This window comes from Arthrobacter sp. NPDC056886 (genome assembly GCF_042788715.1).
Taxonomy (GTDB): Bacteria; Actinomycetota; Actinomycetes; order Actinomycetales; family Micrococcaceae; genus Arthrobacter.
Genome location: NZ_JBHUBT010000005.1, coordinates 85,741 through 98,522, shown reverse-complemented (window position 1 = coordinate 98,522; position 12,782 = coordinate 85,741). Strand labels below are relative to the sequence as shown.

Genomic DNA, 12,782 nt, shown 5'->3' with positions numbered 1-12,782 from the left:
AGCGGGCCCTTTCAGACGGTGTGCCGGGTGCGCGCCGGGCCCTCTGCCTCGGTGCCGCTGCTGCCGGCCGTCGCATCAGCCGCGGCGGCAGCCTCGGTGGCGTCAGGGTCGGCGTCAGCCATGGCGCCCTTGGATGTGCGGGCCTTCTTGCCAAGCCCGCGGCGCCGGCGCGTAGGCCAGGTCAGGATGAGGGTCAGAACGGAAGCAAGCAGGACAAGGGCGCCGATGACAATCCCGGCATCCATCCAGAACTGGCCCGGGAAGAGCCTGATCAGGGTGTCCTGGAGCGTAAATGTCCAGGTCCCGTTGGCGAAGAAGATGTGGTGGAAATCGGTGAAGAACTGCTCCCAGCCGAGCACCGCGAGGGTTCCGAGGCCGATGATGATCGCGAGTGTGACGATCGAGCCGGCGAACAGGCCGCGGCGGACTCCCCCGTTGTGTTTCCTCTTCAGGTAGATCACAGCCACCAGGCCCAGCAGGATCAACAGCGTGCCGGCACCGAACGTGGACAGGATGACAGCCTTGACGTCCGCCATGTGGCTGACTTCGCCGGCCTTGAACAGCCGCTCGCCGCTTTGGTCCACAAGATCGCCGAGGTAGCGCGGCCCTGACCAGTTGCTGAGGTAGTCCACCGCGTAGGAGCCGTAGGTCATGCGGTCATCGGTGTTGAAGCCGTAACCGTCGCCGGGGAAGCCGGGCCGGTTGTATTCCACCCAGAGGAACAGAGGGCTGGTCACGGCGCGGACGGCGAGCACCAGCAAGATGATCGGGTAGATCACGGCGAGCAGCACCTGCGTCACCCGGGGCAGGACGGGCTTGGCGTTGGCCGCCTGCTCGCGTTCGGCATTCCGGCGTTCGGCATTTCTTCGTTCGACGTCCTCCTGCGGGGACCCCGGCAGGGCAGCGGTCTGCAGCGTCTCGTCAAAGCCGGAGTCCTGGCGCGCCCCGGCCGATGCCCCGGACTTTTCGGCCTCCGTCTGCAGGACTGCGGCTTCGGCCGCCTTCCGGTCAGCGCGGCTCCCGGGCTGGCGGACTGCGGACGCTGCCGCGGCGGCCGCCGCAGCGCCTGCGGCGCCGTCGACCTTCGTGGCTGCGGGCTTGTCGGCAGGGGCGACTGCTACAGAGCCTGCGGCGGACGTGGCTGTGGGCTTGTCGGCAGGGGCGGCTGCTACGGGCTTGTCGGCAGGACCTGCGGCGGCCGCGGCGGCGTCGTTCTTCGTTGCTGCGGGCTCGTCGGCAGACGCGGCTGCGGGCTTTTCGGCAGAGGTGCCTGCGGTGGGCTTGGCGGCAGAGGCCGGCTTCATCCAGTCGAACGCCGGCTCGTCGGTGTCGTCCGAGGGATCCAGATGCGGATCCGGCCGGTCGGGAGGGGTGGGACTTTTGTCTGTCACGTGGAGCTTCGCTTCCGTAGGCTTCTGTGCTGCCCGGCCTGCGCCTGGCTGCGCAACTTATCTGGCTCCGAGCCTACCGTCAGAGGATTGGGCTCGGCGGGGTGCCACCCCGTCAGTTGGCGTATTGGGCCCAAGGGATGTTCCAGTCCCCGAAGCCGTCATCGAAGTTGGCGTACTCCCCCTCGGTGTTCACTACCTGGACGACGTCGCCGGTGGTCATGTTGTCGAAGACCCACTTGGCGCCGTCCGGGCCCAGGCCGATGCAGCCGTGGGAGAGGTTCGCCTTGCCGATGAAGGGCATTGCGGAGTCCGTGGCCTGGTGGATGAACTCCCCGCTGGGCGTCAGACGGGTGGCGTAGTTCACGTCAAGTTGGCCGTAGTAGGCCGGGTCCCCCGGTTTGAGCCCGATCGTGGAGGCGTCCATGTGCTCCACGCGGTGCTTCTCCATGAACACGAGGAAGCCCCGGGCTGAGGGGAACCGGGTGTCACCCATGGTTGCCGGCCACTTCCCCGCCGGCTTGTTGTTGATGCTGACCGAGAAGGTGTGGGCCTTGGCGTCGGCAACAGCCACCTTTTTGTCCCCGATGTGGACGGTCACTTTCTTGTTGAAGTTGCCGACCTGCCCGTTGCCCAGTTCGACGCCGAACATCTTCATGTCCATGGTGATAGTGCTGTTCGCGGCCCAGAACGCCTCCGGCCGGTACCTGACGGTGTTCTTGTTGAACCAGTGGAAAGCACCCACCTGGCCGGACGTGGAGGTGATCTTGATGGCCTTTTCAACGGCGTCCCGGTTCAGGACCGGCTCGCTGAACGTGATCTGCAGGGGCTGGGCCACGCCCACCTTCATCCCGTCCAGGGGGTAAATGGCGGCGTCGGCCTCGTTGGCGGTCGAGACGGTGGTAAATGAGCGTGTGCTGTGCGTCTGGCGTCCGGCGGCGTCCAGCACGGAGTACGTGAAGTTGTACCGGGTGTTAAACGCCAGGTCGCCGGAGGAAGTCCAGGCGGATGCGTCCGCGCTCAGGGTGCCGTCGACGGTGTCGCCGGCATCGCTGGTGAGGGCCACCCGGTCAATGCGCCCGTTCTTGACCTTGAGGGATACCGGCGCCGCAGGGTTGACCTGCACGGCGCCGTCGGCGGGCGTGAGCGCGAGCTCCGCGGGGGCCACCACCGGGACAGCGAGTCCCGGCGTCGTCCGGGCCGGGGACCCCGCCTCGGAGGAAATCGCGGACTGGGCCAGCCCCGGAGCCGCCGCGGCGAAGGCCCCGCCGCCGGCTGCCAGGGCGCAGACCATCCCCAGCAGGGCGATCTTGCGGCCGGTACTCCAGGTTTTCAGGGCCATCACAGGGCCCCGGCGTTTCCACACGTCATCCTGCCAGCATAATTGAGTTACCTTGGAACCCCGGACCGTTTCGACCACGATCCGGTTACAAAAGTGCCCCCAAAACGGTCACGACAAGGGCCCCCGGACCTGAGTCCGGGGCCCCTTGGGAGACTTCCTAGTAGCGGTAGTGACCGGGCTTGTACGGCCCGGCCACGTCGACGTCCAGGTACTCGGCCTGCTCCTTGGACAGCTCTGTCAGCTCCACGTCAAGGGCACCCAGGTGCAGTCGGGCGACCTTCTCGTCCAGGATCTTGGGCAGGACGTAGACCTGCTTCTCGTATTCACGCTCTCCCTCGGGCTGGCCGGCCTTCGTGAACAGTTCAATCTGCGCGATCGTCTGGTTGGCGAAGGAGTTGCTCATGACGAAGGAGGGGTGTCCGGTGGCGTTGCCGAGGTTCAGCAGGCGGCCTTCGGACAGGACGATGATGGAGCGGCTGGCCGTTTCCGTGGCCGGGTCGGCTATAAAGACCCACTCGTGCACCTGGGGCTTGATCTCGACCTTCTTGATGCCGGGGACCTTGGCCAGGCCGGCCATGTCGATCTCGTTGTCGAAGTGGCCGATGTTGCCCACGATTGCCTTGTCGCGCATCCCGGCCATGTGCTTGGCCATGATGACGTCCTTGTTGCCGGTGGTGGTGATGAAGATGTGGCCTTCGCTGAGGACGGATTCCAGCTTGGCCACCTGGTAGCCGTCCATCGCCGCCTGGAGTGCGCAGATCGGATCGATTTCCGTGACGATCACGCGCGAGCCCTGGCCGCGGAAGGCCTCTGCGGCGCCCTTGCCGACGTCGCCGTAACCGCAGACGACGGCGACCTTGCCGCCCATCAGGACGTCGGTGGCGCGGTTGATGCCGTCCGGCAGGGAGTGGCGGATGCCGTATTTGTTGTCGAACTTGCTCTTGGTGACGGAGTCGTTGACGTTGATGGCCGGGAAGAGCAGCTTGCCCTGCTCCGCCAGCTGGTACAGGCGGTGCACACCGGTGGTGGTCTCCTCGGTGACGCCGAGCAGCAGGGAGCCGATGCGGGTCCACTTCTGCGGGTCGGCCTGGAGCGATGCGCGCAGCACGTCGAGGAAGACCCGGCCTTCCTCGGATTCGTCCTCGGCGGCGGCGGGCACAGCACCGGCGGCCTCGAATTCGACACCCTTGTGCACCAGCATGGTGGCGTCGCCGCCGTCGTCCAGGATCATGTTCGGACCCAGCTCAGGGTTGGCGTCGGCGCCCGGCCAGGTGAGGATCTGCTGGGCAGTCCACCAGTATTCCTCCAGCGTCTCGCCCTTCCAGGCGAAGACCGGGACGCCCTGGGGGTTCTCTGCGGTGCCGGTGCCGACCACCACGGCGGCGGCGGCTTCATCCTGGGTGGAGAAGATATTGCAGGAGGCCCAGCGGACTTCGGCGCCGAGCGCGGTAAGGGTCTCAATCAGCACCGCGGTCTGGACCGTCATGTGCAGCGATCCGGCAATCCGGGCGCCCTTGAGCGGCTGGCTCGCGCCGAATTCCTCGCGCAGGGACATGAGTCCGGGCATCTCGTGCTCGGCGAGGCGGATCTGATGGCGGCCCGCCTCGGCCAGGGAAATGTCCGCAATCTTGTAATCGAAAGTCATGTGAATCCTTTGTTGTGGCCGGTGGCGTTGCGTGTCTGGAGCTGGGTATCCAGGTAATTCTGGCTTTAAGCAGTCATTCGCTGCCGGCGGCATCGCTGATGGGTGGCCAGCAGGTTATTGGGGCGCTTGTTATTCCGCGGCGTGGCGCGGGGCTGTGTTGTGCTGACCGGCGTCGTGCTGACCGGCGTCGTGCTGATCAGAAGGGGCCGCCGCGGCGGCGGGCAGGAGTTCCGGCGGCAGTAGCAGGGGGATGCCGTCCTCGATCCGGTACCGCAGCTTGTTCCCGGCTTCATCTGCCGTGACGGTGACGAGCTCGTCGCCTTCCTGCACCAGGCCGGAGCCGGTGACGGGGCATCGCAGGACAGACAACAGTTCGGAACTGAGCTTGGGCATTGTGAACGCTCCCTGATGGGCGCCGCGAAAGGGCGCCGATGGCTGACGGCTTTTTGCAGTTTCCACCCTACCGCCAGTTGGCGCCTTAGGAAGGTTCGCGCAGGACGCGCAGATGCCCGCGCCTGGCGCCCTCGGCCGGAGCCGGTGCTTCCAGCGCCGGGTGCAGCGTGCGCTGCCCCTTGGCAGGTTCCGCCGCAGCCGGACGGGAGGCGGCCTCGCGGACCGCGTTGGCGAGGGCCAGAAGGTCGTCGGGGCCGGGACCGGCCGGGGTTGCCGGCATAGCCAGCCGCATGACTTCCCAGCCGCGCGGCACGGTCAGCGAGTCGGCGTGCTGTTCGCACAAGTCGTAGCAGTGCGGTTCAGCGTACGTGGCGAGCGGGCCTAGGACGGCCGTGGAGTCGGCGTATACGTACGTCAAAGTGGCCACCGCAGAATTGCGGCAGGCAGACCTCGAACAAAGACGAATTGCACCCACGACATCACAGACTACTCCCCCTCGGGCGGGGGCTCCGCATCGACACGACAGTGGTTGGCCGGGACGCGGCGGCGGCGGCGGATCGCGGTCTGGCCCGTATCGCGTAAATCATTCCGCGGGTTTAGAGTCATGATATGCAGTCATCGCACCACGATTCGGGTTTCACGGTCCGGTTGGCTGACCCCGACGCCGGACGGACAGTCGCAGGTTCCGGCCCTGCCGGCGCGCCTTTGACCGGCCCGCCCACCGCTGTTCAGGGAAAGAACTTCCGCCAGCGCCGCAGGAACCGGCACGGCCGGGGGCTTCGCGGCGAACTCATGCTTCCCACCTTGCCCGGCTACCGGACCCGTTCCGACCGGTTCGACGACTTCGTTCTGGACTCGGCGCAGCGGCTGCACGACATCTGGGGCAAACCGCTCGACGGCGTCCGCTTCGCCGTCGACGAGATCCCTCCGGGCCTGGAGCAGCTCGTGGCGGACCGCACTCCCGCGCCGATGGGCGCCTTCACGGCCGCGACGGCCGAGGACGGCCCGGTCATCACGCTGTATCGCCGCGTGGTGGAACAGGCGTGTGGAACCCGGGACGAGCTCCAGGACCTGGTGCACGACGTCGTCGTGGAATACACGGCCGAGATGCTCGGCGTACCCCCTGAGTCCCTCGACCCGGTCTATCGCCGCCGGTACTGACCGGCCCGGCCTGGGATACCGGTTCCTCCTCCGGCACCCGGCCCTGACCTTACTGACCCGGCCTGCCTGAACCCTGGCCTAGTACCCCAGCGTGACGGGGACCTGTCGCTGTCCTTCCGCTTCCGGCGCGATGGCCACTACGGAAATGTCCTGACGGCTTTCCCGCCCCAGGACCAGCGCGCCGTAGGCCTGGTCCCCGGCGGCGGATACCACATAGCCCACGAGCGGGGAGCCGCCCACGTCCGCGGGGACCTTGATGGACACCGTGGTTCCGCCGGGAATGTTGGCGGTGCTGGCGGGCCGGATCTTGCCGTCCGCCGTGATGGGTGTGTAGGTCACTGTCGCCCGGCCTGCGGGTGCACCGAAAACGAGCTGCCGGGCGCCCGTGCGGGGAACCGGAACGATGTGCTGGCTGCCCAGCCGGGCCGAGGCGGCGGAGAAGGCGACATCCGCGGCGTCCCCGGACTGCAGTCCCCTGGTGAGCCGGACTGTGGCCGCGAAGGTGACATCGGAGCTCGCCGCGACGGTATAGGTCCCGGCCGGGACCCCGGCCAGCGAAACTTCCGTGACGGCGCCGGCCTTCGCCGTGACCACGCCGCCGCCGGGCAGCGCCTTCTGGCCGTCGCGACCATACAACTTGATCTCGACCACGGCGTCGGCTGCCCCGGGCACCGCAACTTCCAGGGCCGGTCCGGCATCGGCGAAGCCGGGTTTGGCCGTGAGCGCGGCCAGGGCCGCCGGATCCTGGATCTCGAGGCCGGCGGCCACCTGGCTGACGGACGGTGCACTGCCGGGGGTAATGAAGTCGACGCCGCCCGGGGTCAGGCCACGGAGCACGCTTTGCTGGATGACGGCGGCCACCGGGCCGCCGGTGCTGCGGACCCGCACGCCGAGCCGTTCCTGTCCAGGCGCGAGCCCGGCCAGGACTATGGAGCGCGTGCTGCCGGGCGCCACGAGCAGGCCGCGGCTTCCTGGCGCCTGGATCAAGCCTTCGGAGCCAAGGAGATCCAGGCTCACCGTCGCGGGCGTGCTGGAGGCATTGGTGAGGTTCAGGACTGCCGACCGGCCGAGGGCCGTGTTGGCGCCGACCAGCCAGAGATCGTTGCCGGGTTGCTGGCAGGCGGCGGCCGCGGAACCTTGGAGATCCCCGTCCTCGGCCGTGTAGCTCAGGACGGCGCCGGCAGCTGCCTGCCGGTTGTCCAGGGCATCGGCGCTGAGGACGCTGATGTTGTCCACCTCCCGCTGGGGCACGACGCCGGCGATCAGCACGGGCGTGCGGGCCGCAGCGGCGGAGGTGGTGGGCCCAGCCGCAGCGCCCTTGGCGATTTCGGCGAGGGGGGCACCCTTGAGCGGGGCCAGCCGGCTGCCGGGAATGACGCCCGCGCTTGAGCCGAGCACCGCGGCGCTGACGGCGGTCTTCGCGGTGGCGGATTCCGGGCTGAACTGGGGGTCGGTGCCCACGGGGGTGCCCTCGAGCAGCCGGGCCGGGCCGGGGCAGACTCCGACGCTGCTGCCGGCCGGTACCGAGGCCACGGGGGCCTCAAGATGCCGGCTGGCGGGGCTTTGTGGTGTCAGCGATGCCGCCGACACCAGCCCTCCGCCCGCGGCAACGAGGGCGACCGCGGAGAGGATGCCACCGATCAGGCCGGCCCGCGGCAGGCCCTTCTTCCGCGGCGCCGCATCGGCGCCGGACGCATCTTTGGCTGGCGCACCCGCGCCGGGAACGCCAGCGGCCGGGGTTTCGGTCATCGAAGATGCGTCCGTTGACGTTTCCGGGGCCGGTCCGCCGTCGTTCTTGTTTTCGTCGCTGTTTTCGTTCTCGTTTTTGCCCTTAGACATGCTGATGTTCCTTACGCAGGGAGGCTTCGTCCCTGGACAGGCCGGTGTTGGACCGGCGGGCAGGCATGGGCACGGCCAGGAGGATGGTCAGCCCGATCATCACGGCCTGCGCGATTCCGATCAGGACGGCCCAGGGCGCTTCGTAGCGGATGCTCAGCTGGCCGCCCTGGGCGGGCAGGGTGAACGCCTGCGCCCATCCCGACGTCGTTGAGGTCAGGCGGCGGCCGTCGAGCCAAGCGCTCCAGCCCGGATCGGCCCGGTCGGCAAGAACCACCAGGCGGCCCTCGGCACCGGCCGGGACAATGCCGCCCGCGGAGACCTCCTCCGCGGACAGCAGGCCGACGGTTGCGCCGGTGCCGTCCACCACCCGGACCCGGTGGGCGACGTCGGAGGCCTTGATGCCGGGCCGGTCCAGCGGGCTGACCCGCCAGAGCCAGCCCGTACCCGTCTGGCCGACGGCCACAAGCCCGGGCACGGCGTCCATGCGGCTGGCCGTCAGTTCGGAGGCCGAATCGGCGACCCGGAGCACCACAAAGCCGACGCCGAGCCGCTCGAGCTCTCCCCGCGGATCCACGCCCTCGCCGGCCACAATGGTGGCCACGACGTTCCGGAGCGAAGCGGGGACGGCGTCGTCGTCGCGGACCGTCTCCTGGCCCGGCGCGCCCATGATGCCGCGGGCCGCGGCGATCGTGGACAGGGCGTCGAGTGTGGTGCCGGCGCCGCGCATAAGTGTTGCGTCGAAGCTTCCGTCCTCGTTGCTGGCAATAAGGAGCGTCTTGGACTGTTCCGAGCCCTCGCCGCGGTCAACCGCCGTGGCCGGCAGGGTGCGGGCCTGGGCAGGCTGGACGAGCCTCGGGGTTCCGAGACCGGCGGGGCCGCCGGCGGCTGCCGGGGCCGGCGTTGGTGCCTGCGCTGAAGGCTGCAGCAGGTTTTGAGCGCTCCACAGCGTGAACCCGGCCAGCGGTGCGGCCAGCAAAAGGGCCACGGCTGCCGCGGCCGTGCCGCGGATCAGGACCTTCCGTGCCAGCCCGGCCCCGGCCGTCCGGTCGGCGGCGTCCAGGAGTCCTTCTGCAGCGATAAGGGCGGCCCCCAGGAGGGCGAATGCGGCCGCCGAAACGGCGGGGCCGGGGAACGGCGTGACCAGGACGTCGGCGCTGGCGCCGGAGGCGACATGCCCGGCGAGCCAGCCGCCGGCCAGCATCAGGACTGCGACGGCCCACAGGCAGCGCGCCGTCCAGGTGCGTCCTGCCAGCACCATCCGGCGCGGCATGAACAGCGCGGCGAGGGCTAGCAGCAGCACCGGCAGCCCGAACAGCAGGGCCAGCAGCAGCGCCCACGGCAGTCCGGCCGGGCCGGCTGCGGACCCGCCGAAGGCGCTGAGTCCGGTGAGTCCGGCGCCGGCGTCGAAGTTCAGCGGCTGGCCCAGGGCCTGCTGCCACAGCGGGGCGGCGTCGAAACCGAGCGGCAGCCCGGGGTCGGCCAGGAGCGCCCGCGGCCGGTCCAGCACCGAGAAGGCGAACGGCAGGAACAGGGCCAGGCTGGGCAGGAGCGCCCACCACACCGTGCGGCCGCGGCGGCCCAGAAGCACGCCGCACAGGGCAACGACTGCGATGGAGGGCACTAGCAGCGACGGCGCCGCGGCGGTGACCACGGCCATGGCCAGGCCCGCGGCGGCCGCAGCCGTCCAGGAGGGCGTCCCGTTGATGCCGGGGCGGGCGGCGGGCATGGGGGTCAGCCGGCCTTGGCCCGGAGCCGGGACGGCATGGACGCCGCGGCCCGCCGCCGTGCCGGTCGCCCGGAGCAGCGCCAGGACGAGCACCGGGATCATGACGTGCGCAATCAAGGCGCCCAGCCGGCCCTGGTTGAGGGAAACCTGGAGCGCAGGTGCCGCGGCCCAGACCAGGGCGGCCGCCAAGCGCAGCCTCCGGCGCGCCGTCAGGGCACCGGCAGCGAACCACGCGCCCAGCGCGGACAGCGGCATGGCAAGGATCAACAGCCAGCCGACGGCGCCATTGGCGTCGCCGGCGCCGAGCACTCCCAGCACCCACAGGAGGTAGCCGAAGGGGTCGCCGTGGCCGGGAAGGCCCGCGCCGAGACTGATCCACCAGGTGGAGGCATGGTGCCAGATTTCGGAGAGGCGCAGTGAAACCGGGATCAGCGCGCCGCCGGAAACTGCCGGTGCCCGGAACAGGCTGAGCAGTCCCGTCAGGGAAACCGCCAGGGTCAGGAATACGGCCAGCACGGCACCGTTGCCTACCCAGCCGCGGTCCGGGGTGGCGATGGCAGCGAAGTCGTCGGCGTCGCCGGTAGGCTGCTCTGCCAGCGGATCGGTGCCCGTGGCTCCGTCGCCGAAGTCGTCGGCGCCCAGCGCCTCGATCAGGGAGCGCCGGTGCGCCCAGACCTCACGGCGCGGCGTCTGCAGCCCCGTCATGACGGAGCGCCTGATCCGGCGGGTGCGCGCGGCATTGCGGCGTCCGCGGATCACCGCTGCCGGGCGGCCCAGCGCGGCAAAGGTTGCCAGCAGTTGGGAGAACCCGTGCCCTGGGTCCTTGACGGCAATGCTCAGGATAAGTTTGAAAAGGCTCCCGACGAGGGCACCGGCGGCGTGCAGCGGGACTTTCCAGCCGGCGGCGTGCTTGAGCCGCAGATGGACCTGTGCCTTGCGTGCCGCGGCCGCGTTGCCCAGGGCATGGGGACGATGCGAGACGTGGAACATCCTCGCGCTGGGAACCACCACCACGCGGTGTCCGGCGAGGCGGTTGCGCCAGCAGAAGTCGACGTCGTCGCCGCTTCCGGGCAGTGCCGGATCGAAGCCACGGAGCTCCTCCCAGATGTCGCGGCGGACCAGCATGCCGGCGGAATTCACGGCAAAGGTATCGCTGCGGCCGTCGTACTGGCCCTGGTCGAGCTCGTCGGCATCGATCAGCGTCAGCCGCTCGGCCCACCGGCTCGTGGAGAGGCCTACGTCGATCAGCCGCCGCTCGGCATACCAGTCCAGCTGCTTGCAGCCTGCCACCGTGACCGACGGCGCGCGCTCGACCGCGTGGAGCAGTTCGGCGAGGGCCTCGGGTGCCGGTGCGGCGTCGTCGTGCAGCAGCCAGATCCACTCGGAACCCGGCGCTCCGCCGGCGCCGTCCTCAGGCCTCGGCGAGAGGGCCTTGAGCCCGGCCATGACGGCGCCTCCCATGCCGGTCCTGGGCTGGTCGACAACGGTGACGTTTGCCTTGCCCAATTCCTGTTCGAGGAGGGCTGCGGAGTGGTCGCGGGAGCCGGTGTCGACACCGATCACGGCGTCGGCGGGCCGTGTCTGGGCCGCCAGCGCCGCAAGGGTCCTGGGGAGAAAAGCACCGCCGTCGTGGGAGACCACGACGGCGGTTACTCGTACTTCTTGAAGAATTAGACTGCTCGCTTCCTAAGCCGGCGCCGCTCGCGCTCGGAGAGGCCTCCCCAGATCCCGAAGCGCTCGTCGTTAGACAAGGCGTATTCGAGGCACTGTGAACGCACGTTGCAGGCGCCGCAGACTTTCTTGGCGTCGCGGGTGGAGCCGCCCTTTTCAGGGAAGAAGGCTTCAGGATCCGTCTGGGCGCACAGGGCATCGGTCTGCCAGCCGAGCTCGCCCTCGTCGTCGAAGTCCTGCCGGGACGGCAGTCCGATCCAGACGGGCTGTGCGGTGGAAACCGAACCGGGCGAATGCAGCTCCATCGGCGGGTCGAGGGGATCGGTGTCATGATCCGGGCCGGCGAGGAGTTCGTCGTGCGCTGCGAGGAACGCCGTGGCGGCCTCCTGCAGGGAATCCTGGGTGTGTTCGTTATAGCGCTCAGCCGCGTCCGGATCGGCCGGATCTACGTACCAGTCACTCGGCACGCCGCGTGACCGGTATTTCGCCGTGGCCTGGCCGGCAACTACGGCATCTTCATGGATACGCTCTGCTAGCCCCATGGCGTCCCCCTCCTGATTTGCAGCCACTGCAAGACCCCCATGGCACTCGGTTGAGTGCCGGTTTATGTGCAGTGGCTTTAGATAACTAATTACACGCGTGTAAGTATCCGGGAGTCAAGCCACGGCGGAGATAATAATCAACTTGATACACAAAGTGCAGACACGCCACGCCCTGATTTTTTTCGCCCCTGCCGCAGGATCCCGCGGAATAATCAGGGTACTGAGCACTTTTGGGCGTTTTCATTGAGTTTTCGGCAAATTTTTCCCACCCCCACGCAGAGGCTCCCGGACGCGGCAACCGACGGCGTGATCGACGTCACGCCGTCGGGGGCCAATTGGCCGTGACAAGTGCCGTGGCAAGATGAGGACATGAGCATTCCGGCAATCGAACTGATGACAGCCCTGCGGTCCGGCCAATCCACAGCACCCCGGCTAACCTGGTACGGCCCCGATTCGGAGCGGGTTGAACTCTCAGGCCGGGTGCTGGACAACTGGGTAGCGAAGACTTCCAATCTGTTGCAGGACGAGCTCGACGCCGAGCCCGGCATGCGGTTGCGCCTGGACCTGCCCGCGCACTGGAAGTCGGTGATCCTCGCCCTGGCGGCCTGGCAACTCGGCATGGAGGTGGTCTTCGGCGACGCGGAAGCGGAGCTGCTGGCCACCGCGGACCCGGGCCCGGGCGCTGCGGCGGGCGGGTTCGACGCCGTCTTGGCTGTGTCCTTGCCGGCGCTGGCCATGCGCTGGACGGGCGAGCTGCCCACCGGCGTCCTTGACTACGCCGCCGAGGTCCGCTCCCACGGGGACATTTTCATGCCCCACACCGACCCGGACGCGGAACGGCTCGCGGTCCGCACCTCTGACGGCACGGTCCATGCACACGGCGCGCTCCTGGAGGCTTTTGCCGCGGCCCGCGACACCGGCCTGCGGCTGCTCGTTCCTGCGGCGGACGGCCTCGAAGCGGTCCTTGCGCAGTCACTGGGAACCTGGAAGGCCGACGGTTCCGTGGTCTTGGTGCACCCCGACGTCGAGGTGACCGGCAAGCTGCGGGCCGCCGAGCGCATCAGCGGGAACTGAA

The 12,782-nt window shown here is 69.0% G+C and carries 10 protein-coding genes; 2 read left to right on the top strand and 8 right to left on the bottom strand.

Annotated features, from left to right (window positions below; genetic code table 11):
• Window positions 1-11: 11 nt before the first annotated feature.
• From ACFRJ8_RS10330 to ACFRJ8_RS10310, 5 genes are all read right to left on the bottom strand, one after another.
• Window positions 12-1,391, bottom strand: coding sequence for a TIGR01906 family membrane protein (locus ACFRJ8_RS10330; protein WP_377986014.1), 1,380 nt, complete (start codon window positions 1,389-1,391; stop codon window positions 12-14).
• A gap of 112 nt (window positions 1,392-1,503) precedes the next feature.
• The gene (locus ACFRJ8_RS10325; protein ID WP_377986013.1) at window positions 1,504-2,730 is read right to left on the bottom strand and encodes an Ig-like domain-containing protein; all 1,227 of its coding nucleotides are present in this window, start codon (window positions 2,728-2,730) and stop codon (window positions 1,504-1,506) included.
• A gap of 157 nt (window positions 2,731-2,887) precedes the next feature.
• A complete protein-coding gene (gene ahcY, locus ACFRJ8_RS10320) occupies window positions 2,888-4,375 on the bottom strand; it encodes an adenosylhomocysteinase (RefSeq protein WP_377986012.1) in 1,488 nt (495 codons plus the stop codon).
• A 129-nt stretch (window positions 4,376-4,504) separates the two neighbouring features.
• Window positions 4,505-4,768, bottom strand: a complete 264-nt coding sequence (locus ACFRJ8_RS10315) for a Trm112 family protein (RefSeq protein ID WP_377986011.1) — start codon at window positions 4,766-4,768, stop codon at window positions 4,505-4,507.
• 85 nt (window positions 4,769-4,853) lie between these two features.
• A complete protein-coding gene (locus ACFRJ8_RS10310; RefSeq protein WP_377986243.1) occupies window positions 4,854-5,294 on the bottom strand; it encodes a DUF3499 domain-containing protein in 441 nt (146 codons plus the stop codon).
• Between the two features lie 83 nt (window positions 5,295-5,377).
• On the opposite strand from ACFRJ8_RS10310, the gene ACFRJ8_RS10305 reads away from it, so the two are divergent.
• Complete coding sequence (locus tag ACFRJ8_RS10305) at window positions 5,378-5,929, top strand: metallopeptidase family protein (protein ID WP_377986010.1); 552 nt, start codon at window positions 5,378-5,380, stop codon at window positions 5,927-5,929.
• Window positions 5,930-6,007: 78 nt separating this feature from the next.
• On the opposite strand, the gene ACFRJ8_RS10300 is transcribed toward ACFRJ8_RS10305, so the two are convergent.
• From ACFRJ8_RS10300 to ACFRJ8_RS10290, 3 genes are read right to left on the bottom strand one after another with little or no spacing between them, the layout of a single operon-like run.
• A complete protein-coding gene (locus ACFRJ8_RS10300) occupies window positions 6,008-7,768 on the bottom strand; it encodes a DUF5719 family protein (protein WP_377986009.1) in 1,761 nt (586 codons plus the stop codon).
• Window positions 7,761-11,135: a glycosyltransferase family 2 protein gene (locus ACFRJ8_RS10295; protein ID WP_377986008.1), complete on the bottom strand. Its 3,375-nt coding sequence runs from the start codon at window positions 11,133-11,135 to the stop codon at window positions 7,761-7,763. The genes ACFRJ8_RS10300 and ACFRJ8_RS10295 overlap by 8 nt, the downstream gene beginning before the upstream one ends.
• A gap of 29 nt (window positions 11,136-11,164) precedes the next feature.
• On the bottom strand, window positions 11,165-11,707 hold the full coding sequence (locus ACFRJ8_RS10290; RefSeq protein WP_377986242.1) for a WhiB family transcriptional regulator: 543 nt from the start codon (window positions 11,705-11,707) through the stop codon (window positions 11,165-11,167).
• A gap of 369 nt (window positions 11,708-12,076) precedes the next feature.
• On the opposite strand from ACFRJ8_RS10290, the gene ACFRJ8_RS10285 reads away from it, so the two are divergent.
• Entirely contained in the window at window positions 12,077-12,781 is a 705-nt protein-coding gene (locus ACFRJ8_RS10285; protein WP_377986007.1) for a TIGR03089 family protein, read from the top strand.
• Window position 12,782 lies beyond the last annotated feature (1 nt).

Coding starts and splice junctions, on each gene's coding strand:
- ACFRJ8_RS10325 (WP_377986013.1), bottom strand. CDS start 2,730: ATGGCCCTGAAAACCTGGAGTACCGGCCGCAAGATCGCCCTGCTGGGG.
- ahcY (WP_377986012.1), bottom strand. CDS start 4,375: ATGACTTTCGATTACAAGATTGCGGACATTTCCCTGGCCGAGGCGGGC.
- ACFRJ8_RS10315 (WP_377986011.1), bottom strand. CDS start 4,768: ATGCCCAAGCTCAGTTCCGAACTGTTGTCTGTCCTGCGATGCCCCGTC.
- ACFRJ8_RS10305 (WP_377986010.1), top strand. CDS start 5,378: ATGCAGTCATCGCACCACGATTCGGGTTTCACGGTCCGGTTGGCTGAC.
- ACFRJ8_RS10300 (WP_377986009.1), bottom strand. CDS start 7,768: ATGTCTAAGGGCAAAAACGAGAACGAAAACAGCGACGAAAACAAGAAC.
- ACFRJ8_RS10290 (WP_377986242.1), bottom strand. CDS start 11,707: ATGGGGCTAGCAGAGCGTATCCATGAAGATGCCGTAGTTGCCGGCCAG.
- ACFRJ8_RS10285 (WP_377986007.1), top strand. CDS start 12,077: ATGAGCATTCCGGCAATCGAACTGATGACAGCCCTGCGGTCCGGCCAA.